Origin of the sequence: Ensifer sp. SSB1, assembly GCF_016652895.1 — a bacterium.
In the GTDB taxonomy this organism is placed as follows: domain Bacteria; phylum Pseudomonadota; class Alphaproteobacteria; order Rhizobiales; family Rhizobiaceae; genus Ensifer.
Genome location: NZ_JAEPRP010000113.1, coordinates 1 through 23,607, shown reverse-complemented (window position 1 = coordinate 23,607; position 23,607 = coordinate 1). Strand labels below are relative to the sequence as shown.

Here is a 23,607-nt window from a genome sequence, read left to right as displayed (position 1 = left end):
GCTCTTGCGCTTCTACGACCTCGAAAGCGGACGCCTCCGCATCGACGGCCAGGATATTGCCGCAGTCACGCAGGACTCCCTGCGCGCGCAGGTGGGCATGGTCAGCCAGGACACCTCGCTGCTGCATCGCTCCATCCGCGACAACATCCTGTTCGGCCGGCCCGATGCCGGCGAGGAGCAACTGATCGCCGCAGCAAGCAAGGCTGAAGCCTATGACTTCATCCTCGGCCTGCAAGACCAGCGCGGTCGCAAGGGTTTCGACGCCCATGTCGGCGAGCGCGGCGTCAAGCTGTCCGGCGGTCAGCGTCAGCGTATCGCGATCGCGCGGGTGATGCTCAAGGACGCGCCGATCCTCGTCCTTGACGAAGCGACCTCGGCGCTCGATTCTGAGGTCGAGGCGGCGATTCAGTCCAATCTCGACCGTTTGATGCAAGGCAAGACGGTGCTGGCGATCGCCCATCGGCTCTCGACGATTGCCGCACTCGACCGGCTCGTGGTCATGGACAAGGGGCGGATCGTCGAGGAGGGAACGCATGCCGAGCTCGTCGCCCGCGGCGGGCTTTACGCCGGGCTCTGGTCACGCCAGTCGGGCGGATTTCTTGCCCGCGAAGAAGCGGCGGAGTAGGGCGGCTCGAGAGCACTTCAACGCCTGCTCGACCGGCCTGGATTAAGCCTAACTGGCGACCGTCAAGTCCTTGTGCCGATTGGCCGCGCTTTTCCCCGCGACAATCTGCCCACATCCCCTTGTCAAGGCTGGACATAATTTGCGATCAAGCATAGAACGCGCCGGATTGACGGGGAATCTGTGTGCCGTGCGTACGCAGAATTTTTTCGGATTCTGGTGCCGATGTCGTGTTTGCAGACGCAAGACGACGGGGGCGGCAGCACTATGAATTGGGCGTGGTTCCTTGACCTGGATCAAGTCTCAAGGGGCAGGAATTTCGCCGGGGGCGGATGCGGTTTCCGCAATAATTGCGTGAGAGGATGGTTTAGCCGTGAGCGAACACGACACTTCAAGCGAGGCCTTGGGCGAGCCCACTCGCCGCGATTTCCTTTATCTGGCTACCGGTATGGCAGGCGTCGTCGGCGCTGGTGCTGTCGCTTGGCCGTTCATCGACCAGATGCGTCCGGATGCATCGACGCTCGCGCTCGCCTCGATCGAGGTTGACGTTTCGAGCCTGCAGCCCGGAATGTCGCTGACGGCGAAATGGCGCGGCAAGCCGATCTTCATCCGCAACCGTACGGAGAAGGAAGTCGAAGAGGCAAAGGCCGTCAAGCTCGACGACCTGAAGGATCCGGTTGCGCGCAATGCCAACCTTCCAGCCGACGCACAGGCAAGCGACGTCGATCGCTCTGCCGGCGAAGGCAAGGAAAACTGGATCGTCATGATCGGTTCCTGCACTCATCTCGGCTGCGTGCCGCTTGGTCAGGCCGGTGACTTCGGTGGCTGGTTCTGTCCCTGCCACGGTTCGCACTACGACACGGCCGGCCGTATCCGTAAGGGTCCGGCGCCGGAGAACCTTCATGTGCCGACCTTCTCGTTCGTTTCCGACACAGTTATCAAGATCGGTTGAGGGGACTACTGATAATGAGTGCTGAACATTCAACCTACACGCCGACGACAGGCATTGAGAAATGGGTTGATTCCCGTCTGCCGTTGCCGCGTCTCGTTCATGATAGCTTCATCAGCTATCCGGTTCCCCGGAACCTGAACTACGCCTACACCTTCGGTGCCATGCTTTCGGTCATGCTGATCGTCCAGATCCTGACCGGCATCGTGCTGGCGATGCACTACGGTGCCGATACGTCCGTTGCCTTCAACTCCGTCGAAAAGATCATGCGCGACGTCAACCACGGTTGGCTGCTGCGCTACATGCACGCCAACGGCGCATCGTTCTTCTTCATCGCCGTCTACCTGCACATTGCCCGTGGTCTCTACTACGGCTCGTACAAGGCTCCGCGCGAAATCCTCTGGATCCTCGGCGTTGTCATCTACCTCCTGATGATGGCGACCGGTTTCATGGGCTACGTCCTGCCCTGGGGCCAGATGTCCTTCTGGGGCGCGACCGTTATCACCGGCTTCTTCACCGCATTCCCGTTGGTGGGTGAGTGGATCCAGCAGTTCCTGCTCGGCGGCTTCGCTGTCGACAACCCGACGCTGAACCGCTTCTTCTCGCTGCACTATCTGCTGCCCTTCATGATCGCCGGCGTCGTCGTCCTGCACATCTGGGCTCTGCACGTGACCGGCCAGACCAACCCGACCGGCGTTGAAGTCAAGTCCAAGACCGATACCGTTCCCTTCACGCCCTACGCGACGCTGAAGGATGCGCTTGGCGTCTCCGTCTTCCTGCTCGTCTACGCCTGGTTCGTCTTCTACATGCCGAACTTCCTTGGCCATCCGGACAACTACATTCCGGCTGACGCGCTGAAGACGCCGGCTCACATCGTTCCTGAATGGTACTACCTGCCGTTCTACGCGATGCTGCGCGCCATCACCTTCAACGTCGGCCCGATCGACTCCAAGCTCGGTGGCGTTCTGGTGATGTTCGGTTCGATCATCATCCTGTTCTTCCTGCCCTGGCTCGATACGTCCAAGGTCCGCTCGGCTGTCTACCGTCCGTGGTACAAGCTGTTCTTCTGGATCTTCGTCGTCAACGCCATCATGCTCGGCTGGCTCGGCTCGCGCCCTGCAGAAGGCCTCTACGTCGTGATGTCGCAGATCGGCACGCTGTACTACTTCGGCTTCTTCCTCGTCATCATGCCGGTTCTCGGCCTGATCGAGACGCCGAAGCGCATCCCGAACTCCATCACCGAAGCGGTGCTGGAAAAGCGGAATGCGAAGGCGCAGCCGGTAGCCGCGCGCGCCTGATCAGAACAGCGATTGATAAGGAACCCACAACAATGAAAAAGCTTGTTACAGGCATTCTGTCACTCGCTGTCGTCGCTGGTCTCGGTCTCGGTGCAGCTGTCGCCGAAGAGGCGAAGGGCGGCGAGGAGCATGGCGGCGGTACGCCTCACTATCCGATTCACAAGCCGGAGCAGCAGGAATGGAGCTTTGCCGGCCCGTTCGGTCACTATGACAAGGGCCAGCTTCAGCGCGGCCTGAAGGTCTACACCGAAGTCTGTTCGGCTTGCCACTCGATGAACCTGGTGGCCTTCCGTACGCTCGAAGGCCTCGGCTACTCGGAAGCGCAGGTAAAGGCGTTTGCGGCCAACTACGAAGTCCAGGACGGCCCGAACGCCGACGGTGAGATGTTCACCCGCAAGGCTCTGCCGTCCGACCACTTCCCGTCGCCTTACGCGAACAAGGAAGCGGCTGCTGCATCGAACAACGGTGCAGCCCCGCCGGACTTCTCGCTGATCGCCAAGGCACGTGGTATCGAGCGCGGCTTCCCGCAGTTCGTCTTCGACATGTTCTGGCCCTACCAGGAAGGCGGCCCGGACTACATCCACGCGCTGCTGACCGGCTACCAGGATCCGCCGCAGGGCGGCGAGGTCGCCGAAGGCACGCACTCCAACCCGTACTGCGCGAACGCCGCCGCTCTGGCGATGGCGCAGCCGATCTCCAACGACCAGGTTACCTACGACGACGGCACGCCGCAGACGGTCGACCAGTACGCCAAGGACGTCGGCGCATTCCTGATGTGGACCGCAGAGCCGCACCTCGAAGAGCGCAAGCGTACCGGCTTCATGGTCATGGTGTTCCTGCTGATCTTCACCGGCCTGGTCTATCTCACGAAGAAGTCGGTCTACGCCAACAAGGAACATTGATCGACCGCCGCTAAGCCGGATTGATCGAAATCCATAAAGAGGCCCCGGTTCGTCCGGGGCCTTTTTTGTTGCCTATTGCGTATCCGGCGGCGCCTGACGCCAAGCCAAAGACAACAACAAGGACGTGCTGCTTCATGGTGGTTCAAGCGTCTATGCGCGTCTATCGAAGCGCATCGGGCTGCATATCGCGCGCTCCTGCAACATCCCAGCGAGGGCAGATCGCCACAGCGTTCCCTAACGCGCGTGCGCCACCGCAACGGATCCAGGAGAGACTGTGCGACGGGCCTGGGATCTGTGCCCCAGCGGCTTCTATGCGTCGGAAGGGCCTGGTTTCCAGCCACCTGCAGCGGCCCATTGATCTGCACGTCGAATGATCTGCCACAGATGCTCCGACTTGCCCTCGGTGTAGGCCATCCGGTCATGACGATACCGCGCCGCTAGAGCACGCTTCAGTTCGGCATATGGGGCGTGTTCAAGGACGTGCGCGCGCATGTAGTCGCGAAACAACAGCGACCATTGCTCCTGCCAGCTTCCCAACCGTCGCATGTGGATGTGCGTGCGTTCGTCACCTGGCTGCTCACGGAAGTAGCGTTTCGTCCGATCGGCGTTCAACGGCCGCCACAGGTAGCCGATCGTCGCCATCTTTTCCGCGATGATTTCGATCAGTTCCAGATCGGCAACGGAAAGCTGGACATCGATGATTGGTTTGGCCGCCAGCCCCCGGATTGCAGTGGAACCGACATGGTCGATACGCAAGGCATGGTCTCCCAATGCGTGGCGGATCGCATTTGCCTTGATCGCAAACCTCTCCGGCCAATCAGGAGACCAGTCGAGAATTTCGACCGGCGATGCAGTGTGAGGCAGTTCAATCTTCATGACCGAAATCCATGACGTAGCGTCTCCAGTGTCAACATCTTTGGTTTGAGCACGCGGCTCACGCATTAAGCGCACATCCGCATATTGAGGTTGTAATTTTAATCGAAGAACACCTTGTCAGTTGCGTCTCTCCGTTTCTCAAGAGGTTGAAATCCGATGTTCATTTCATTCAGACGGCTGGTGCTGGCCGGTACGATCGGCCTTGCCCTTCTTCCCGGCATCGCCCAGGCCGAGAGCTATTCGACGCTTGCCAAGCAGGGCTATGCGATCGGCAAACTTGCTGGAGGTAAGTCCGGCGCCTGGGGATGGGTCGTCGCCAACACCGAGAAGAAGTTCTTTTGCCGGCTCAATGTCGCCTCGGCCTATGTCAACCAGAAGGAGATGGTGAGCTTCACGGCAAGCGGGCGAATGCTCAAGATCGACCGCGCGACCTATGACGCGGCGCTCGGCGGGCCGGACCCGAACAAGCCTTACTTGAAGGACCCTCAGGCTGGCCGCGTGAAGCCTGCCGACGTCGGCGGCTGCCAGCCGTTGCGTTGAACCGGTTCGGGCTGAGCGTGAGGGCCGGCGAGCCTGTTGGTCCCGTATGTTAGCTGCGCCCCGTTCCTGGCGTCTGCCAGCGGACAAACAGTCCTCCTGAGCATAGCGGAAGCGACCGGCCGCTTTTCTTCCCTGACGCGCTCGCAAACGACAACGGCCCCGTCGCAAGACGGGGCCGTTTGTTGTTCTGGACGCGAGTACCGCTTAGCTGAAGCGACCGGCTGCGTGGGCGAGCATCGTGTAGACCTTGCCAGTATCCGACGTCAGGTAGGTCTGGGTGATGCGCTTGTCCGGGTCGTTGCGGGCAACGTCGGCGAGCAGTTTTTCAAAGTCCGAGATATAGCGATCCACGGCGGTGCGGAACTCCGGCTCGCGATCGTACTTGCGCTTGATCTCGTCGAAGGTCTGCTGGCCTTTCAGCGTATAGAGCCGACGGGTGAAGACGTCGCGCTCGCCGCGCTGGTAACGGCGCCACAGTTCGACCGAGGCATCGTGATCGATGGCACGGGCGATATCGACCGAGAGCGAGTTCAGCGACTCGACGACGTGGCGCGGATTGCGGCTATCGCCGGTGCGGGCTGCAGGCTGCGCTTCCGCCGGACGCTGCGGCGCAGGCGAGGGTGCCTCTTCACGCGACGCCGCGCGCAGCAGGTCACGCATCCAGCCACCACCCTCAGCAACCTCACTGGTCACCGCCTGCGACGGAGCAGGCTGGCGATCGGCTGGCTGTTCGATGCCGAGGCTGCCGCGCAGGGCCTGGGCCGGTTCCTGCCGGCGCGGCTGCTCGACCGCCTGCTGCACTGCAGGCTGCTGAGCGATCGGCTGCGGCTGCGGTGCCGGCTGCTGCTGGACGATTGGCTGCTGTTGAACAACAGGCTGTTGCTGCGCGACTGGCTGTTGCTGGACCAGACGAGAGACCGGAGCGGCGGCAGGCTGCTGACGCAGCGGCTGGGCGACCTCGAGCTGCGTCGAGGACTTGCCGATGATGTCGGACAGTTCCTGCAGCGCCTTGATCTGCTCGCCAACGGCGCGACGCATGACCGCTGCGTTTTCCTTGGCCTCTTCCGGCAGGTCGAATGCACCGCGCTTCAGTTCTTCGCGGGTCATGTCGAGCTCCTTGCGGATCTCGCCGGCCGAGCGACGGATTTCGTCGGTGGCGCCGCTGAAGCGTCCGATCGCTTCGTCGATTGCCACCCGAACCGCGTCGCGCAGTTGCCCTGCGACGCCGTCGGACTTCTTGCCGCTTTCCGTGAGCATGCGCTCGATGTCGGATACCGAGGCTGCGACGCTGCCACGCAGACGCGAGGCCACTTCCTTGGAGCGCTCCTCGGCGTTGGCAAAGGCGCCTTCGATCGATGCACCGGCATCTTCGCCGACCTTGGCAATCGCCTGGCGCAGCGCTTCAGAGGCGCCAAGCGCGCGACCCTCGACAGAGGTCAGCGTCTTGTTGACGTCGGCAAACGAGGTCTCGACACCGGAGCGAAGCGTATCGGCGATCTGGCGCGAACGCTCCTCAGCCCGGCTGAAGACCTGCTCGACCGAAGCGCCAGCTTCGTCGCCGGCCTGGGCGAGGGTGTTGCGCATCGCTTCTGCCGCTTCCACTGCACGCTGTTCAGCGCTGGTGAGCAGCCGGCCGACATCCGAGAAGGACTGCTGAATGCCGCTGCGCAGGTTGCCGGCAACGAGGCCCGAGCGCTCTTCGGCGCGCTGGAAGGCGCCGTCGACGAAGCCTTCGAGCGCACGCATCGTGCGTTCGATCTCTTCCGAACGCTGGACGAGGCCGACCGACAGGGTGCGCAACGCGTCCTGGCGTTCCTCGAGCGTGCTGACGAGGTTCGACTGGGCGGCCCCCAGCAGGTCCGACGCCTGGCCAAGCACCTTCGAATGGTCCTCGAAGCGGCCGACGATGCCGCCGATCTGCGAGAGCGTCGAGGCGGAGATGTCGGAGAGCTTGTCGACCTTGCCTTCGATGAGGCGGGTGGAAGTCGACAGCATGTCGGAAGCCTGGCGGGTCGATTCCGACACACGGGCGATCGTCGATTCCAGACGCTGGTCCATCTCGCCAAGGTTGTTGCTTGCCTGGTCGATGACCGTGGCGATCGCCGCATTGTTGTTGGCGAGTTGGTCGATCAGGCCCATCGCGGTCGACTGCAGACGGTTCTCGACCATCTTCATCGCCTTCGCCGTTTCCTCGGCGCGGTGCGAAATCGCGTTCAGCGTTTCACCGGTGCGCTCGGCAATGGCGTTGACCAGGGCGGCATTTTCCGCACGCAGGCGGTCAGCGCTTTCCTGGGTCACGGCGGCGATGCGTTCGGCTGCCTCGCGGCCCGTTGCGGCATACTGGTCGATGACTGGGCGAGCCTGCTCGTCGATGAGGCGCGACAGTTCGAGCGAACGGCCGGCGAGCATCGAGTTGAGTTCGCGGGTGCGGTCGTCGAGCGTGTTGCGGATCGCTTCGCCGCGAGCTTCCAGCGCCTTTTCGGTGTTGGCGAGGCCCTGGTGGATGTTGTCCGCATGGCTGGCGATCTGGCTGTGCGTCGCAGCAAGCCGTGCCGTTGCCGTATCGGCCGCGTCGGCGATCGAGCGGGCGAGATCGGCATGACGAGCCGCTGTGGCAGCAGCCTTCTGCTCGATCGTATTGGCGAGGTCCGCATGACGCGCGGCGGTTGCCGCTGCGGTCTGGTCGATCGTGTTGGCGAATTCGGCCTGACGGGCAGCGAGTGCCGACGCGAAATCGTCGCCAGCCCTGGAGAGGAGCTCGGCAGAGCGCGCCGCTTCCGCGTCGATTTCACGGGCAACGTCGCTGACGGCGCCGCGAAGGGTCGTCGCAAGGCCGGCAGCCTTGCCTGCGATGCGCGCCGCTTCGGCGTCGAATTCCTGGGCAACCTCGCCAACTGCACCACGGAGCGTGGTCGCGAGGCCTGCAGCGTTGCCTTCGATGCGGGCTGTTTCGGCGTCGAATTCCTGGGCGACATCGCCGACGGCGCCACGGAGCGTGGTCGCAAGGCCGGCAGCCTTGCCTTCGATGCGGGCTGCTTCGGCGTCGAACTCGTGGGCGACATCGCCGACAGCGCCGCGAAGAGTGGTCACGAGGCCGGCAGCCTTGTCTTCCATGCGGAGGGCTTCGGCGTCGAACTCCTGAGCCACGTCGCCAACCGCGCTGCGCAGGTTGCTGACGAGATCGGTCGTCTTGCCTTCGAGACGGGAGGCTTCCGCGTCGAGGTCCTGGGTTGCTTCGCTGACTGCGCCGCGCAGGCTGCTGACAAGACCGGCGGCCTTGCCTTCGATGGTGCGGTTGACGTTTTCAAGACCGATATTGAGGGCACGATCCATGGTGCCGAGACGCTCGGCGATGCGTTCCGCACCGGACTCGATGGCACCGGAGATGCGGCTTGCCGCGATTTCGCTCATGCGATCGATGTCGCCTGCGCGGTCGCCAAGGCTGTTGGCGATGCGCTGGCCGGCGCCATCAACGATCTCGTTGACGCTGCCGACGCTGTCGCGGACGCGCTCTTCGAGCGAGCTGAGGCTGACTTCGAGACGCAGGCCGGTATCGTCGACCAGCGCGTTGACGTCGTTGACGCTGCCGCGGATGCGATCCTGCAGAGCGCCGAGGCTGCTTTCGATGAGGGTGCCGGTGTCGCCGACAACCGAGCCGACGCTGCTGACGCTGCCACGGATCCGCTCTTCGAGGGTGCTGAGGCCGCCCTCGACGCGGGCAGCGGCATCGTCGACGACGGAGCCGACATTGGCTACGCTGCCACGGATGCGGTTTTCAAGCGCGCCGAGATTGCTTTCGATGCGGGCGCCGGTGTCGTCGACAACCGTGCCGACATTGCCGACGGTGTTGCGAATGCGGTCTTCGAGCACGCCGACGCGTGTTTCGATATGCATACCCGTTTCGTCGACGATCGAGCCGATGTTGCCAGCGCTTTCACGCATACGATCTTCGAGAGCGCCAAGGCTCGTCTCGATGCGCAGGCCGGTATCGTCGAGGCGGTCGTTGATGCCGTTGATCGACAGGTCCACGCGGTTGGTCAAGCTGTCGGCCGCCAGGCTGATCTGGTTGGCCGTTTCAGCCAGGCGCTCTGCAATGTGCCCGGTCGTCGAACGCATGCGCGCGTCGAGCGTTTCGCCGCTGCGGTCGATGACCCCGGCGAGTGCCGACTGGCGCTCTTCCAGCGACATTTCGAGCATGCTGGCGCTGGTGGCGAGCGTCGTGGCGATGGCGGTCGACTGGTCGGCCAGCATGCCTTCGAGCTGATCACGGCCCTGGCCGACGGCCAGGTTGATGGCGTTGATCCGGTCGTCGAGCGTGGCGCGGATCTCTTCGTGCGTCGACGACAGCGTATCGCGCAGATGTTCGGCACGGCCGCTCAGCGTCTGCTCGATCTCCGCTGCCTTGCCGGCGAGCGAAGCGGTCGCTTCGGTCGTACGCGCAGTCAGCGCATCGGCGATGTGCGCGCTGGTCTCGGTCAGCGTATCGGAGATCTTCCCAACGCGGCCGCTGAGATCCTCGGCAATGCGGGCGCTCGTCTGGGTGAGGGTATCGGAGATCAGGCTGACGCGGCCGCCCAGGTTTTCGGCGATCGTGTTGACGCTTTCGGAGAGCTTTTGCTCGATATCACCGACGCGGTCGGTCATGGTTTCGGCGACCGCCGTTGCGCGGAACGTCAGGCTGTCGGCCACGTCTTCGGCGTGACGGCTCAGCGTATTCGCCATCTCGTTGGCGCGCGACGACATCGTCGAGGTGATGGCGGCGGCGCGCTCGGCGAGAACGCCATCGAGCGCCGATGTCTGGGTCGTGAGGGCTTCGGAGATCGCCTCGCCACGTTCGGAGAGAACGCGCTCCAGCCGATCGGCCGTGCCGCTGACGGCGTTGTCGATGGAGTCCGCGCCCATGGACAAAATGGTCGAAAGCGCGAGCGTGCGCTCGGAGAGCGTATTGTCCAGGCGGTGCTGGCTTGCGGCAATCGCGCTGGTGATTTCGTCCGTCGAGCCGCTAAGCGTCTGTTCGATGCGGGCATGGGCGGCGTGCAGGCCATCGACGAAGGCTGCGGTGCGGGTATCGAGACCTTCCGTCAGGCGCTGTTCGCTGGTGGTGAGTGCGCTTGCAAGCGCGTCTGCGCGCTGGCCGAAGCCGTTTTCGATGCGGTCCTGCGCCTGGGAGAGGGCCCCCATGAGGCCGCTCGTCTTCTCGGAGAGCACGCTGTCGATACGGCTGTGGGCATCGCCGACCAGGTTGCCGAGCTCAGAGGTACGGCTGCTGATCGTCTCCTCGATGAAGTCCTGCGTCGCGCCGAGCGTGGCCGCCAGTGTCAGCGACTGGTCGGAGAGAGCGGAGCCGATCTTCTCGATGCTGCTGTCGAGCGCGCCGCCGATCGCTTCCGAACCGCCGGAGACGGTTTCATTGATGCGGTGCAGGCTTTCCATGAGCTTGGTGTCGAGCATGCTCGCGCGCTTGTCGAAGGCCGAGGCGAACTCGTGGAAGCGTTCGTCGAAGGCGGTAGCGAGCTGGCCAACCGTGGTCTGCAGTTTCTCTTCGAAGAAGCCGCCGCGCAGGTCGAGATCCATGATCGCATCGTCGGCGCTCGAACGCAGGCTCTGACGGAAGCTTGCGCCTTTCTCGTCGAGCGTGGCGTTGAGCGAGGCAAGTACGTGATCGAGGCCGCCGGTGATCGCCTGCTGGCCGACACTGAGGCTCTCGTTGAGGTCACGGGTGCGGGCGATCAGCGTCTCGTTGAGCTGGCGTGCACGGTCGTTAAGCGCCGCGTTCAGCCGTTCGGTGCTGGCGTCGAGCGAGGAGGCGCGAGTTTCGAACTGGCTGAGCAGGTCTTCGCCGCGCTTCGTCAGCGTGTCGCTCAATTGGTCAAGCCGCGTATCGAATTCGGTGCTAAGGCCAAGGCCGGCCGCGGTCAGGCCCGAAAGCAGCGTGTCCGTACGGGCCGACAGCATGCTGCCGATCGACTGGAGGGCGTTGTCGGATTTTTCGCTGAGGGCCGCGGCACGCGTGTCGATGAGGGACGCGAAGGCTTCGCCGGAAATCGCAATGCGCGAGGCGATGTCGTCGCTCGCCTGTTCCAGGTCGTCCTTGAGTTTGCCGTGGGCACCGGCGATTGCCGAGCGGATCCGCTCGGAGTGGCCGATGATCGCTTCACGCTCGAGGCCGAGTTCCTGCACCAGCGTGCGGACGCGCAGTTCGTTTTCGCTGTAGCTGCGTTCGAGCGCGTTGACTTCGGAATGGACCAGCGTCTCGAGTTCGGTGGCGCGTGCGATCGTGCGCTCGATGCCCTCGTTCATCGCCGAGACTTCGCGGCGAACGGCCTGACCGACGGTCATGACACGATCGGCGGCGGCGGTCTCGGGTTCGGCGAGGCGCAGGGCCACTTCAGCCATGGAGCGAGCCGCATTGCGCAGTTCCTGCGCGCGGGCGATCATGATGGCAAAGGAGAAGAAGAGCATGACCGGCAGCAGAATGCCGATCGCGACGCCGATGGCGCCAGGGGTCGCCGCCAGATCGCTCAGCGTGCGGATCTGCCAGATCTGGGGCCCATAGAGAAGGTTGGCAATGCCGAGGCCTGCGATGGCCCAGATGATCGACACCAGCGCGGCAACCCGGATCGCGGCGCGATTGGAGCGCACGTCGAGCGCACGCAGCATCGCAGCCGGCGAACGGCGACCATCGTCGTTGGCGGCGGAAAGGGAAGGGGATTTCGGCGCAGGTTCCGGGGCGAGCGTCTTGGCCGCTTCGGCAGCACGTGCCGCGCGGGTTGGCTCCGGTTGAGACTTTGCTCTTTTATTCTGATCGGGCGCTGGCGCCTGATTGCCGGGCTGAGACACATTTTCCTCCGGATCATCCAAGGAAGTCTTGTCGTTCGGGCTCGAGTTAAGCTCGTCAAAATCGATCTTCAGGGCCGCTTCCAAAGCCTGGAAGGCCTTCTCGTCGATTGACTCATTGCTCTTTTTCGTCGCCATGGGGATACGCCTCATTACCTTTTGCCAGCGACGAAGCTGCCAGCGCACGCGCAAAACGGGCGGGCCGGGCTTCTTCCTCGCGGGCTGTGACGGCAAGATACGCGCATTGGATCTACGCAATACCCTACTGATCACACACTGCATTGCCTCGACGGATAGTCACATTTGCGGCCGAAAGGGACCACGACTTGAGCTTATCCACCGGAACGGTTGCCATTTTCGCACGAAGGCACGTTCCTGAGCGTATCGTAGTGACACATTAGCCGGGTTCTTACAATTAAGAGCGCTCGGGCTTAATTAAAATCCTAATGAAATCTTAATACGATAGCCGGACCAAAGCCAGAAAATACAAGGAAATCAGATGGTTTAACGGCCGTTAACCATTTTCCCAGATTCCCGCCCATATTGCGCCCCGATTTAAGCCGATAGCAGCCCCGTACCCGCAAAGGATGCATGTCCGAAGAATACGGGTGTGCGTGTCGATGACAGGCGACACCGAAAACAAGACCAACATAGAATAAACAATAGGGAATTTGGCTCATGGCAGCCCTTAGAATTGCCTTCGAAGCTCCGGACAACCCGGGAAACTCTGCAGCGACCGGCAAGAAGCCGATCGACCTCGCTCACCTTGCAGCACAGACCATGGGTGACAAGGCGCTCGAAATCGAAGTCCTCCAACTCTTCGCGCGTCAGGCGCGCCAGGTGATGAAAGAGATGGTCGAAGGCGACCACACGCTTCGTACTCAGGCCGCCCACCGACTGAAGGGGGCTGCGCTTGCGGTTGGCGCCGTCGACGTCGCCCGCTTTGCCGGCGCGATCGAGCAGAACCCGGACGAAGCTTCGCTCTGCGAGGCTCTTTCGGCTGCTGTGCTCGAAGCCGAGCTGTTCATCTTGAAACTCTGCCGCTAATTCGCGGCCCTATCGGGCGGTGGCCGTCCACATTTCAAGATAAATGCCTCGCGCCCGCGGCGCGCGAGGCATGGAATGATGGCCGTTGTTGACTGACCGGCGGATTTGTTGGAAGAACTTCCACTGAATTTGCGCCCGAGCGGCGTGCGTTCTGAACAGGCTTTGCGCCTTGCCAGTCCCAGCAGTTCATTCCGGAAAGAAACATGACAAAACTTACGATCGTTGCCTTTGATGGCGCGCGCCATGAACTTGATGTCGAAAACGGCTCGACGGTCATGGAAAACGCCGTTCGCAATTCGGTTCCCGGCATCGAAGCCGAATGCGGCGGGGCCTGCGCCTGCGCGACCTGTCATGTCTATGTCGATGACGCCTGGGCGGCTGTCGTCGGCGCTCCGGAAGCGATGGAAGAAGACATGCTGGACTTTGCCTACGACGTCCGCCCGACATCGCGGCTTTCCTGTCAGATCAAGATGAGCGATGCCCTCGAGGGTCTCGTCGTGCATGTGCCGGAGCGTCAGGCTTAAGTCGCATCGCGATCTTTCAGCTTGCGCGTTCGGCATCGCGCTATGACGCAGCCGCCGCTACTCAAATTGAGCGTCTGGCCTCAGCGCTCCGCATCGGACTGCGCGGGCCGCTCTCCAATCCATAGCTTTGCACAAAAAAAGCGCCTCGCCGGTCGTTGGACAAGCGAGGCGAGGAGGGCGCATCGCTAACAGATGAGGGAGGGGACATCTGCAGCACCAAGACACGCCAGGAGAACCCATGCCGGCTCCGCTGTTCAGTTTTTTCTTTTTAATATTGAACAACGCCGCCTAAACTAAAGTAACGGCAATATTTAAGCTCTTCGCACAACTACTGCGCCGCGCTTAACCCGCTCATTCGGCGAGGGCTAGTCTTCATTCCGGCCCCTCGCTCCATGGTTTCAATATAGATGAGTCGGCGGCCGCCAGCCATCGTTATATTTCACCAATAAAATACTGTGGGTATTGCCGCTGAAATCGCGCAGGAGCCGACTATAGTCCGGCTCTTCTTCGGGGTCTGCGCGCCGCTACCTATTGTTGCGTTTTCTTCAGCGCTTCGAGCCGGTATTGCAAAAGCCGGATCATGCGTTTGTCGAAATTTGCGGCTTCCGTACGATCGAAACGCGCCTGATCCTTGTCGTGATCTTCGATCGCCGTGGCACTGACCCGCGCGACGCTTGCCTGCATGCGCTCGCAATCCGATTCCGGCTTCAGCGCCAGGAACATCTTCTCCATGCGCCGTGCGTGGTTGCGGGCGATTTCCGCATGCCGCTCCTCATGACGCTTGATATCGCTCGAAAGCGTATCCCAAACCAGAGCGAGGTCACGGCCCGCCTGACGGCGGTATTTCCAGCGCGGCAGTATGATACGGGTGCTGAGCGTTACGCGCGCCGAGCCAACCGCACAACGGCCGCCCCGGTTCACATAGGTGATCGAACCTCCGAACTTGATGCGGGTCGCGCCCGGGTGACGCGCGCCGGTGGATTTCATCATCGGGCCGCCGGTGGAGAGTGCCTTGTCGAGTTCCGCCGCAGTCCGTCCACCAATCGTGAAATAGGAAAAGCTCTTGTTGATCACGGTTTCTCCCGACGCGGCGCTGAGGGGAGCGGCGACCAGGAGAGCGAGGAGGGCGGCTTTGAACGGGACGCGTACTCGGGACATCAATGCGTGGTTCTCTTCAGTTGAACTTCGATCAAGCTTGGGGCATAGCCACGGTCGGCGCAACAGCAAATCGAGGGCTCTCGGCCGAATGCGGATCGTGAGGGAAAATGACTTACAATCCATTTCAGAAATTTAGCTGGAAGCTGGCGCATGGGCGCAGCCTGGAACTCGGGCCGCGTGGCGTTTTGATGGCGATCGTCAATGTTACCCCGGATTCTTTTTCCGATGGCGGGCGTTTCATCGATGCTGTTGCTGCGGCAACGCAGGGCGTGCGGTGCCTGCAGGAAGGCGCGCTGATCCTCGATATCGGCGGTGAATCCACGCGGCCGGACGCCGCTATGGTCAGTGCGGAGGAGGAGCAGGCGCGTATCCTGCCGGTGATCTCGGCGCTCAGCCGCGACACCGATGCTCTCATCTCCGTCGACACCTACCGGGCGTCGACGGCCCGGCTGGCGGTCGAAGCCGGCGCTCACATCGTCAATGACGTCCACGGTCTGCAGCGCGAGCCGGATATCGCAACCGTTGCCGCGGATACCGGGGCAGGGCTCTGCATCATGCATACCGGGCGCGGCAGGCAGAAGCTCCCCGACGTGATCGACGATCAGTTCCATTTTCTCGAACGCTCTCTCGAAATCGCCAGTACTGCGGGCGTGACGGGCGATCATGTCGTCCTGGACCCAGGCTTCGGCTTTGCCAAGGACACGGATGAAAACCTCGAACTCATGGCGCGCTTTGCCGAGCTGCACCGCTTCGAGCTTCCGTTCCTGGTGGGAACGTCCCGCAAGCGCTTCGTCGGGGCAGTGAGCGGACGCGAAGCGGCCGACCGGGATGTGGCAACGGCCGCGACCACCGCACTGCTGCGCGCCGCTGGAGCAGCGATTTTCCGGGTACACGATGTCGCAAACAGCAGGGATGCGCTGGCCATGGCCGATGCTATGCTCAGGGCCAGAACGGGATGAAAAGCGCACGCGGCCCTTGGCCCACATGCGACTGCCACTTACCAGAATCGATCACGCTGAACTCGGCACGCGACCGAAACCGGCGTGATCCCAGAAAAAGCCGACGGGACGGAGAAGCATGAGCCCGACTTACACCATCACTCTCAAGAATTGTGCATTCTTTGCGCGCCATGGCGTCTTCGACGAAGAAGAGCTCCTCGGGCAGCGCTTTTTCGTGGATGCCGAGCTCGAGGTCGAGCAGGGAACGGCGCTCGTCGACGATTCGATCGAGGACACCGTCCACTACGGCATCGCCTTTCAGGAGATCGAGCGTATCGTCACCGGGCGCCGGCGTTATCTGATCGAGGCGCTGGCGCTGGAAGTGGCCAAGACGCTCTGCGTGCGCTTTCCGCAGATCAAGCGCGCCAAGGTTTCGATCCGCAAGCCGAACGCGCCGGTGCCCGGCGTGCTCGACTATGTCGAAGTGACGGTCGAGCATGTCGTCTGAGGCGCGCTGGCGCGTCGCCTCTCTCGGTCTCGGCGGCAACCTCGGCGATCCGCGCAAGGCGATGGCCGAAGCGCTGCAGGCTCTCGATGCACGCGAAGACTGCGTCGTCGAGGCCGTGTCACGTCTCTACCGCACGCCACCCTGGGGCAAGACCGATCAGGCCTGGTTCTTCAATGCTTGCGCCCAGGTCAGGACAACCCTTGAGCCCGAAGCCCTGCTGGACACGTGCCTGGACATCGAGCGATCGATGAAGCGGGTCCGTGACGAGCGCTGGGGACCACGCACGCTTGATATCGACGTTCTGACCTATGAGGGCGTGGCCCAGACTGATACACGGCTGGAACTGCCGCATCCGAGAATGACGGACCGCGGTTTCGTGCTCATGCCGCTTGCCGACTTCGCTGCTGATTTGTTGGTGCGTGGACGTACGGTCGGCGACTGGTTGTGTGAGGCCGATATTGCAGGGATAGAGGTTGCAGATGGCGACATGACCTGGTGGCGCGCGGTATCCTGAGCGATCCCGCTCACCCGACAAGACCGTCGAAAACAACAAAGCCCCGGCAAATATTGCCGGGGCTTTGTTGTTTGACCATGCTTTGAATTTACTTGATCGAGCCGACGGCAATCGCATCGATCTGGCGATTGAGGCTGACGCCGATGACCGGGACCATCGTATCTTCGACCTTGACCGAAATGGTGATGTTCATCGTCTGGTCGTCCTGAAGCCGGGCGATCATAGCGCCGTTGAGCTTCTTGCGGTTGATGCCGACGACGACCTTGTCCTTGGCGACGTTGCCGGAAACGACATCAAGGCCCTTGCCTTCGGCGCCATCGAGAAACTTGCCGGTATAGCTGTTGCCCTTGCGGGTGATGAGTGCCGACATCGGCTGCTTGAACACGCCGACGCGGCAGAAGCCGTCGAGCTTGATGCCAGTGTCATCACCGGCCACCGATTCGCCCGAGAGATCGCAGGTGAACTTGGTGCCCTTGTACTTGCCGGCGACAATCTCGCCAGGGCCTTTCCATTGGCCGGCCACCTTCTCGAAGAAGGCCTTGTCCTTGGCGCCGGAAAGGGCTGGCGTCGCAACGCTGACGGTAGCCGCAAGCGCGAGGGCGGCAGTGCCGCGAGCGATCAAAGAGGGGCGCGAGAACATAAACGATCCTTGATGGGTCAACGTCCGAAACTGGAAGTCACATTTGCGCGGAAATGGTTAATGGAGCGTTTCTGAGGCGGCGGTATCAAGGCATCTTTGTGGCCGCGACGCCAATTATGCACAGCGCTTTTGGCCCCATCAGGCCAAGCTTCGCATCTTTTCTGCAAAGCCGCTTCAAGAGTCTGCCGGAACGAGCGCTGAAGCGGCGTCTCATGCGAATCGGTCGCCGCTTTCGCTGCCTGTGCGCCCGGCGCCTGGACTCAAGTCGGCGAGAAAATCGCCGATACCCGGGCGTTTCAAGGCGCGGAACGGCATGGGACGGCAAAGGTCCATGGCCGCGATGCCGATGCGCGCCGTCATCAGGCCGTTGATCACGCCTTCACCAAGACGCGCAGAGAGCTTCGAGGCGAGGCCGTGGCCAAGCACCTGCTGGATGAGGCTATCGCCGGCGGCAATCGAGCCGGTGACGGCAAGATGGGCGATGACATCGCGCATCAGCCTGAGCATACCGAGCGTGCCGGGGCGGCCGCCGTAGAGTTCGGCCATGGCGCGGATCAGGCGAGCGGATTCGTAGAGCACATAGCCGAGGTCGACCAGGGCACGCGGGCTGACCGCCGTGACGATCGAGACGCGCTTCGAGGCAGCCAGGATGAGACGACGGGCTTCGCGGTCTAGCGGGCTCAGGAGCTCGCGTTCGGTGAGCTCGATCAGATGCGGGCCATCGATGATCTCTCCCTCGGTCTCCTTCAGTCGCGTGCGGCCGCGTGCCGTTCGCGGATTGCCGGCCAGCAGATGCACGAGCTTCGTCTGTGCCGAGCGCGCGAGCTTGGTGTTGCCGGAGTTCGCTGCGGTCTCCGTTTCCGCTTTCAGCTTCTGGATGGCGGTGAGCTGCATCATGCCCGCGAATTCGCGGGCAACGACGATCATCAGCGCCAGCAGTCCGATCGCGACGACGGCAAGGGCGGTGTAGCCGAGCCAATCGGCGCGGCTGAAGAGATCGCGCAGCAGGCGATCGACCCAAAGGCCGGCAGCCAGCGAGAGGATGATGCCGAAGGCGCCGACCGCGATCTTGCCGACCGAGAAGCGTCGCTTGCGTGGGCATGCTTCCGGCAGAGCGAGTGCCTCGACCGAAAGCGTCGTCTCGCGGAACGGATCTTCGGCATCGGGCGTCAGCACGACGTTGTCGCCGAAGCTCGCAGGGGACCGCGGCGCGCGCGGCTGAGGGGCGGGCTGGGTCACCTTCTCCTCGCCAACCGAAAAGGCGCCCGGTCGGCGGCTGCGGCCGTTGTTATCGTCACTCATGCCAGCCGGTCTCCAAACAGGAATTGCATGGCCCGGTCGAGGCGGATATGCGGTACCGACAACTTAAGGCCGCCGCCGGTTTCTTCGAGATGCGGCGGACGGAACCGCACGAAGCTGAGCTCCGGCATCGGGTGGGCGGCCTCGACGAAGGTCGTTCCGCCCGACTGCATCTCGATCGCCTTGAAAAGTACTTCAGGATCCTCCGGCAAGTCTCCGGGAAATATTGCAGTTTTCTTCTCGCCGTCAAAGATTTCGCCATTGATCTTTTCGCCGGAGATCGGTGTGCCGACGATGACGGGCAGCGCGTGGCCATCGTGATTGACGGTCGCTTCCCGGGTTGCCCTGACCGAGGCGAGCGCCATGACCTCCAGGCCCGCGCCGCTCATGCCGATGCTCTCGGCGGCGCGATCGACCAGGCGTGCGGCGATGCGCTCCAGCCGGTCGTGGCTTTCGTGATGAAGATGATCCGCCTTGGTTGCGGCGATCAGCACCTTGTCGATTCGTCGCGTGAGAAAAGACGAGAGCCAGCTGTTGGTTCCGGGGCGGAAGCAGGCAAGCACGTCGGCCAGTGCCTGCTCGAGATCAAGCAGCGCCTCCGGGCCGTTGTTGATCGCCTGCAGCGCGTCGACCAGCACGATCTGGCGATCGAGGCGGGCAAAGTGCTCGCGGAAGAACGGGCTGACGACGTGCTTCTTGTAGGCCTCATAGCGCCGTTCCATCATCGCCCAGAGAGAACCTTTCGGTGCGCGGCCATCAGGAAGATCGGGCAGCGGCGAAAAAGTGAGGGCCGGCGACCCCTCGAGATCGCCCGGCATCAGGAAGCGGCCAGGCGGCAGGGTCGAGGGAGAGCGTTCGTCTGCCTTGCAGGCCTTCAGATAGGCCGTGAAACTCTCGGCAAGCCTGCGGGCGCTCGCCTCGTCGGCAACCGCGGTCGGGCCGGCGGAAGCGGCCAGCGTCAGCCAATCCGCTGAAAAGGTGCTGCGGCTTGCGGCGCGGGCGCGTGTCACGGCATTGTTGCTGAACGCGCGGAAATCCTGTGCCAGCAGCGGCAGGTCGAGCAACCATTCGCCTGGGTAGTCGACGATGTCTAGCGACAGACGACCCGGTGAGAACAGTCGATTCCAGCCGCTGGCGCTCTCATAGTCGAGCGTGATGCGCAGTTGTGAAATGGCGCGGGTCGAATCCGGCCAGATGCGATCGCGCACCAGAGCGGCGATGTGATCCTCGTACTGGAAGCGCGGCACAGCGTCATCCGGTTGAGGTTCAAGCCTGACCTTCGAGACCCGCCCCGAACGCACCGGCTCGAACACGGGCAGGCGTCCGCCGTTCAGCAGATTGTGCACCAGCGACGAGATGAAAACGGTCTTGCCGGCGCGCGACAGGCCGGTGACACCGAGGCGGATGGAGGGGTTGACGAGGCCGGAGGCTCGATCGGTCAGATTGTCGAGCGCGATCAGGGCGTCGTCTTTGAAGCTGGTCAGGTTGGGCGCCAAATCTTGCTCTTTCTTGCGGCGTATTTCCATAAGGCGTTCTGCTGACGTCGTCCGGCAAGAACTGTCGCACGCAGGCAGCCACCGCGATATAGGCAATATTTCCCCGGCCGCAACGATGGCCCGGCAATTCTTCTATTGGCTGGGCAGCAGGATCGAGACCAATGTCGCGAATTCGGCACGATCGTTCGGCTCAACGGCAGGCAGGTCGAGGATCGAAAGCCCCGCCGGCGGATACCCATAGGGAAAGGCCTCACGCGCGGCGTCGTCTCCGATCAGCTGGTGAAGCAATTGCTCGATCATCGGGTTGTGCCCGACCAGCATCAGCGAGTTCAGATCCCGATGCGCATCTATGAGATCGAAGTAGACTGTCGTCGGCCCCGAATAGAGTGCGTCGATGTAGCGGATGTCGAGATCTTCGCTGACGGTACGAAAGAACGGCTCGGCGGTTTCGCGGCAGCGCACGGCGGTTGAACAGAGGATGCGCTCGGGATGGATGCCACGGTCGGCAGCCGTCTGCGCCAACCGTTCCGCATCGATGTAGCCAACATCGTCCAGCGCCCGATCAAAGTCGCGCTGCCCCGGCAACGCCCAGCCGGAACGCGCGTGCCGCAGAAGGTAGAGGCGGAGGGCCTTGGGGGCGCTGTCTTGCATCGTGCGGTTTCCGGTGCCTGCCTGTCGCCTCTGGCGCCAGGGTCGAATGTCGTTGTCGGGCCACAGCTTGCGCATCGCCCGACAGATCCCCACCTTTTCCCGCAGGAAAGGCAAAGATCAAGCTGCCGGCCGCTTTTTTCAGGGGATCGGCAAGCTGCTGCGCTTTGCCGCGGTCGCGATCAGGCGATCCAATGACGCAAACACATCAGTGTCACTTTTGAGCGAGAACTGCCGGACGCTGCGGTACGCACAAGCAGGTATTCAAGTTCGAATGTGTAATTTTGATGAAATATTCGTCAGTTAGCCTGAATCGCGAGCAATATTAAAATACGGTTGAGTGTCTCTTCCGAGGCTTGAATCAAGGCTTCCATAGGTCTATACACCGCCGCAATGAGATGTTCTTCAGGAGAATCGCGTTGAGTGAGAAGATCGATCTTAGTACCTTCGTCCTTTCCGAGGACGATGAATTCATGAATGCCAACCACCGGGCGTATTTCCGGGCCAAGTTGAACGCTTGGAAAAACGACATCCTTCGCGAGGCACGCGAGACACTGGATCACTTGGCAGAGGAGAGCGCCAATCATCCGGATCTCGCAGACAGAGCTTCTTCCGAAACTGATCGGGCAATCGAGCTCAGAGCCCGGGACCGCCAGCGCAAGCTGATCTCCAAGATCGATGCGGCGCTGCAACGGCTCGACGAAGGCACTTACGGCTATTGCGAAGAGACCGGCGAGCCGATCGGCCTGAAGCGGCTGGACGCCCGTCCGATCGCAACCCTGTCGATCGAGGCGCAGGAGCGTCACGAGCGTCGGGAAAAGGTCTACCGGGACGAATAGGATATCCGACTTTCGGAACTGTCTGAAAAAAGGCGCGGGTCAAACCGCGCCTTTTTCTTCGGTTCAGATGCTGATCAAGAGTGGCTCTTTTCGTGCGATGGGCAACGGCGCCACCCGCTAGCGGGGAAGCTACGGCTTCCGGCCGGCCGAGATGTCGGCCAGCATGCGGTTCATTTCTTCTTCGATGGTTGGTTCCTTGCGACCGCCTTCGGCGCCGGGGGCGCCAAGCGTGGGCTCCTGCCGACCGGATGGCGCAAGTGAGCGGCTCTCCGGCGCCACCATGCCCGCCGTGGAGGTAACCGTGCCTGGGCCTGCTATGCCGGGGCCAAGTCGCTGCAGGTCGCCGGTGATCTCCGCATCAAGCAGGCGCTCAAAGTCCGTCAGGCCGGCTGCCGGAGCCGGCTGGGGCTGCTGCTGGATGGCGGGGGCCGGGCGCTGCAGCTGCACGGGCTGGACCGGGATCGGCGGTGCCTGGACTTGCTGAACTACCGGAGCGGGCCTGTTTACCGCGACGTCGAAGTTTGCCTGAGGCGTAGAAGCGGTCGCAACGGCCGGGATCTCCGCGGCCTGCTGCACCGGCGGACGGACAAGCGGACGCTGTTCGGCCGCAAGCATGGGCGCTGCGGCCGGGCGTTGCTCGGCGACGACACGCTGCGGCGCGACCGGCTCGACACGGGCGACCGGCTGTTCTTCCGGCCGGGCAACGGGGCGGACCGGCGTGATGGCTGCGACGGTTTCAGGTTCAAGCGCCGGTGCGGCCTGCTGCGGAAGCTCCCGTGTTGCCGGCCGGCTTTCCACTGCCAGCGGCTCTGCAGCCTTGCGCTCGGCGACAGAGGCGCGCTCCGCGGGCGCACCGATCCGGCTTTCGATGACGATATCCGTGGGACCGCCGATCATGATCAGATGTTCGACATCGTCTCGGCGCACGAGGACGAGCCGGCGACGGGTATCGACAGCGGCGGCATCGAGCACGGCAAGCCGCGGCTGGCGGTTCTTGCCACCGCGAATGAAGGGCGAGGAGGGGCGATTGCGCATGACCCAGAGTACGATCACGAGGCAGAGAAGTCCGATCGCGACGGCTGCGGCGGCGATGACGAACCGGCTGCCATTGTCTGCGATGATCGTTTCCATCATAGGCTGAACTCCTTCTGCCTTTCGAGTGGCAGTATTTGACGGCTTTTTTCGGGCTCGGACAAGGACTTCGCCGACATTCCCTGTGAATTGGCTGCAATGCTTCCGCCGAGGTGCTTTTTGCTGTTATCTCTGATTGTTAAAGATGATTCTTGTCCGGATGATCGAGGGCGTGTCGGGATTGGCCGATTTCGCCCGGCGGATCGAGCGGATGCCGGCCGGAAGGGCTGGGCCGCGCCACCGCGCGGCGCCGGCCGCATAAGAGGACCAGATGACGAAATTGCGGCAGTCAGGCGACTACCAGATGCCGGTTGTTGACCGTGGCGTCAGGCCGGGCACCGTGCTGCGGATCGTTCTGCTCGCGATCGTCCTTACCGTATCGGCCATCGCCTTCGTGCTCTTCAAGAACGAGATGGATAACGAGATCGTTCTCGGCATCCTCGGCGTTCTTGCCATGGTCGGCATCTTCTTTCTCGTTTCCTCCGTCATCGGCTTCATCGAGGTCATGCCGCAGTCGCGGCCCGACGAGCTGGCGCGCGCCTTTCTCGATGCGCATGAGGACGGCACCATCGTCACCGACCGCAAAGGCCGGATCATCTATGCCAATGCCGCCTATGGCGCGCTGACGGGTGCAAAGAGCGCCGCCGGCATCCAGTCGCTCGAGACCATCCTGTCGCGCAATCGCGAGGCGACGGAAGCGATCTACCGGCTGACCAACGGGCTGCACGAGGGCAAGCAGGGGCATGAGGAATTCCGACTGCTGAAGCCGCTGGCGACCAGCACCTCCAGCGGCTCCGGTGCCCACTGGTTTCGCTTGAAGGCGCGGGTGCTGCCGCTTGAA

General features: G+C 62.6%; 21 protein-coding genes. 13 read left to right on the top strand and 8 right to left on the bottom strand.

Going from position 1 to position 23,607, the window contains the following annotated elements:
* The 4 genes from I8N66_RS24470 to I8N66_RS24455 all read left to right on the top strand — a co-directional run.
* On the top strand, positions 1-625 hold a 625-nt coding region (locus I8N66_RS24470), incomplete at its 5' end, for an ATP-binding cassette domain-containing protein (RefSeq protein ID WP_291159049.1).
* A 370-nt stretch (positions 626-995) separates the two neighbouring features.
* Positions 996-1,574 (top strand): ubiquinol-cytochrome c reductase iron-sulfur subunit, encoded by a 579-nt coding sequence (petA, locus tag I8N66_RS24465; protein WP_113540078.1) that lies wholly within the window; start codon positions 996-998, stop codon positions 1,572-1,574.
* Positions 1,575-1,588: 14 nt separating this feature from the next.
* Positions 1,589-2,869, top strand: coding sequence for a cytochrome b N-terminal domain-containing protein (locus I8N66_RS24460; protein ID WP_113540077.1), 1,281 nt, complete (start codon positions 1,589-1,591; stop codon positions 2,867-2,869).
* 32 nt (positions 2,870-2,901) lie between these two features.
* Positions 2,902-3,771 (top strand): cytochrome c1, encoded by an 870-nt coding sequence (locus I8N66_RS24455; RefSeq protein WP_291159046.1) that lies wholly within the window; start codon positions 2,902-2,904, stop codon positions 3,769-3,771.
* 309 nt (positions 3,772-4,080) lie between these two features.
* Here the strand turns inward: I8N66_RS24455 and I8N66_RS24450 are convergent, their stop codons facing one another.
* Positions 4,081-4,647 carry a GrpB family protein gene (locus I8N66_RS24450; RefSeq protein WP_291159043.1) on the bottom strand — a complete coding sequence of 189 codons (567 nt, stop codon included), beginning with the start codon at positions 4,645-4,647 and terminating at the stop codon, positions 4,081-4,083.
* Positions 4,648-4,803: 156 nt separating this feature from the next.
* Here I8N66_RS24450 and I8N66_RS24445 point away from each other — a divergent pair, with 156 nt between their 5' ends.
* Positions 4,804-5,187, top strand: coding sequence for a hypothetical protein (locus I8N66_RS24445; protein ID WP_291159040.1), 384 nt, complete (start codon positions 4,804-4,806; stop codon positions 5,185-5,187).
* A gap of 204 nt (positions 5,188-5,391) precedes the next feature.
* Here the strand turns inward: I8N66_RS24445 and I8N66_RS24440 are convergent, their stop codons facing one another.
* Entirely contained in the window at positions 5,392-12,162 is a 6,771-nt protein-coding gene (locus I8N66_RS24440; protein WP_291159037.1) for a kinesin, read from the bottom strand.
* A 540-nt stretch (positions 12,163-12,702) separates the two neighbouring features.
* On the opposite strand from I8N66_RS24440, the gene I8N66_RS24435 reads away from it, so the two are divergent.
* Together I8N66_RS24435 and I8N66_RS24430 are read left to right on the top strand one after the other, a co-directional pair.
* On the top strand, positions 12,703-13,071 hold the full coding sequence (locus I8N66_RS24435; RefSeq protein WP_113540072.1) for an Hpt domain-containing protein: 369 nt from the start codon (positions 12,703-12,705) through the stop codon (positions 13,069-13,071).
* A 203-nt stretch (positions 13,072-13,274) separates the two neighbouring features.
* Positions 13,275-13,595 (top strand): 2Fe-2S iron-sulfur cluster-binding protein, encoded by a 321-nt coding sequence (locus I8N66_RS24430; RefSeq protein WP_113540071.1) that lies wholly within the window; start codon positions 13,275-13,277, stop codon positions 13,593-13,595.
* 528 nt (positions 13,596-14,123) lie between these two features.
* Here the strand turns inward: I8N66_RS24430 and I8N66_RS24425 are convergent.
* Positions 14,124-14,753, bottom strand: coding sequence for a DUF922 domain-containing protein (locus I8N66_RS24425; RefSeq protein ID WP_113540070.1), 630 nt, complete (start codon positions 14,751-14,753; stop codon positions 14,124-14,126).
* Between the two features lie 107 nt (positions 14,754-14,860).
* Here I8N66_RS24425 and folP point away from each other — a divergent pair, with 107 nt between their 5' ends.
* The 3 genes from folP (at position 14,861) to folK (ending at position 16,713) form a co-directional block, all read left to right on the top strand.
* Positions 14,861-15,712, top strand: a complete 852-nt coding sequence (folP, locus tag I8N66_RS24420; RefSeq protein WP_291159030.1) for a dihydropteroate synthase — start codon at positions 14,861-14,863, stop codon at positions 15,710-15,712.
* Between the two features lie 118 nt (positions 15,713-15,830).
* On the top strand, positions 15,831-16,199 hold the full coding sequence (gene folB / locus I8N66_RS24415) for a dihydroneopterin aldolase (RefSeq protein WP_057248908.1): 369 nt from the start codon (positions 15,831-15,833) through the stop codon (positions 16,197-16,199).
* A complete protein-coding gene (gene folK / locus I8N66_RS24410; RefSeq protein ID WP_113540068.1) occupies positions 16,189-16,713 on the top strand; it encodes a 2-amino-4-hydroxy-6-hydroxymethyldihydropteridine diphosphokinase in 525 nt (174 codons plus the stop codon). Before folB ends, folK begins: the two co-directional genes overlap by 11 nt.
* 88 nt (positions 16,714-16,801) lie before the next feature.
* On the opposite strand, the gene I8N66_RS24405 is transcribed toward folK, so the two are convergent.
* The 4 genes from I8N66_RS24405 to I8N66_RS24390 all read right to left on the bottom strand — a co-directional run bounded on the left by I8N66_RS24405 (position 16,802) and on the right by I8N66_RS24390 (position 20,799).
* Positions 16,802-17,353, bottom strand: coding sequence for a hypothetical protein (locus I8N66_RS24405; RefSeq protein WP_113540067.1), 552 nt, complete (start codon positions 17,351-17,353; stop codon positions 16,802-16,804).
* A 210-nt stretch (positions 17,354-17,563) separates the two neighbouring features.
* A complete protein-coding gene (locus tag I8N66_RS24400) occupies positions 17,564-18,655 on the bottom strand; it encodes a TIGR01620 family protein (RefSeq protein WP_291159023.1) in 1,092 nt (363 codons plus the stop codon).
* Complete coding sequence (locus I8N66_RS24395; protein WP_113540141.1) at positions 18,652-20,148, bottom strand: YcjX family protein; 1,497 nt, start codon at positions 20,146-20,148, stop codon at positions 18,652-18,654. The genes I8N66_RS24400 and I8N66_RS24395 overlap by 4 nt, the downstream gene beginning before the upstream one ends.
* A 132-nt stretch (positions 20,149-20,280) precedes the next feature.
* On the bottom strand, positions 20,281-20,799 hold the full coding sequence (locus I8N66_RS24390) for a histidine phosphatase family protein (protein ID WP_291159019.1): 519 nt from the start codon (positions 20,797-20,799) through the stop codon (positions 20,281-20,283).
* Positions 20,800-20,845: 46 nt separating this feature from the next.
* Between I8N66_RS24390 and I8N66_RS24385 the strand changes: the two genes are divergently transcribed.
* Both I8N66_RS24385 and dksA read left to right on the top strand, forming a co-directional pair.
* Positions 20,846-21,103 carry a hypothetical protein gene (locus I8N66_RS24385; protein ID WP_291159016.1) on the top strand — a complete coding sequence of 86 codons (258 nt, stop codon included), beginning with the start codon at positions 20,846-20,848 and terminating at the stop codon, positions 21,101-21,103.
* 112 nt (positions 21,104-21,215) lie between these two features.
* A complete protein-coding gene (gene dksA / locus I8N66_RS24380) occupies positions 21,216-21,635 on the top strand; it encodes an RNA polymerase-binding protein DksA (protein WP_034794589.1) in 420 nt (139 codons plus the stop codon).
* 129 nt (positions 21,636-21,764) lie between these two features.
* Here the strand turns inward: dksA and I8N66_RS24375 are convergent, their stop codons facing one another.
* Positions 21,765-22,769: a flagellar biosynthetic protein FliO gene (locus I8N66_RS24375; RefSeq protein WP_113540065.1), complete on the bottom strand. Its 1,005-nt coding sequence runs from the start codon at positions 22,767-22,769 to the stop codon at positions 21,765-21,767.
* Positions 22,770-23,037: 268 nt separating this feature from the next.
* Between I8N66_RS24375 and I8N66_RS24370 the strand changes: the two genes are divergently transcribed.
* Positions 23,038-23,607: PAS domain-containing protein (locus I8N66_RS24370; protein ID WP_291159009.1), on the top strand; the 570-nt coding region annotated here is incomplete at its 3' end.

Coding starts and splice junctions, on each gene's coding strand:
- I8N66_RS24425 (WP_113540070.1), bottom strand. CDS start 14,753: ATGTCCCGAGTACGCGTCCCGTTCAAAGCCGCCCTCCTCGCTCTCCTG.
- I8N66_RS24385 (WP_291159016.1), top strand. CDS start 20,846: ATGTCGTTGTCGGGCCACAGCTTGCGCATCGCCCGACAGATCCCCACC.
- folB (WP_057248908.1), top strand. CDS start 15,831: ATGAGCCCGACTTACACCATCACTCTCAAGAATTGTGCATTCTTTGCG.
- folK (WP_113540068.1), top strand. CDS start 16,189: ATGTCGTCTGAGGCGCGCTGGCGCGTCGCCTCTCTCGGTCTCGGCGGC.
- I8N66_RS24450 (WP_291159043.1), bottom strand. CDS start 4,647: ATGAAGATTGAACTGCCTCACACTGCATCGCCGGTCGAAATTCTCGAC.
- I8N66_RS24390 (WP_291159019.1), bottom strand. CDS start 20,799: ATGCAAGACAGCGCCCCCAAGGCCCTCCGCCTCTACCTTCTGCGGCAC.
- I8N66_RS24440 (WP_291159037.1), bottom strand. CDS start 12,162: ATGGCGACGAAAAAGAGCAATGAGTCAATCGACGAGAAGGCCTTCCAG.
- folP (WP_291159030.1), top strand. CDS start 14,861: ATGACTTACAATCCATTTCAGAAATTTAGCTGGAAGCTGGCGCATGGG.
- I8N66_RS24400 (WP_291159023.1), bottom strand. CDS start 18,655: ATGAGTGACGATAACAACGGCCGCAGCCGCCGACCGGGCGCCTTTTCG.
- I8N66_RS24375 (WP_113540065.1), bottom strand. CDS start 22,769: ATGATGGAAACGATCATCGCAGACAATGGCAGCCGGTTCGTCATCGCC.
- I8N66_RS24445 (WP_291159040.1), top strand. CDS start 4,804: ATGTTCATTTCATTCAGACGGCTGGTGCTGGCCGGTACGATCGGCCTT.
- I8N66_RS24455 (WP_291159046.1), top strand. CDS start 2,902: ATGAAAAAGCTTGTTACAGGCATTCTGTCACTCGCTGTCGTCGCTGGT.
- I8N66_RS24430 (WP_113540071.1), top strand. CDS start 13,275: ATGACAAAACTTACGATCGTTGCCTTTGATGGCGCGCGCCATGAACTT.
- I8N66_RS24460 (WP_113540077.1), top strand. CDS start 1,589: ATGAGTGCTGAACATTCAACCTACACGCCGACGACAGGCATTGAGAAA.
- I8N66_RS24435 (WP_113540072.1), top strand. CDS start 12,703: ATGGCAGCCCTTAGAATTGCCTTCGAAGCTCCGGACAACCCGGGAAAC.
- I8N66_RS24405 (WP_113540067.1), bottom strand. CDS start 17,353: ATGTTCTCGCGCCCCTCTTTGATCGCTCGCGGCACTGCCGCCCTCGCG.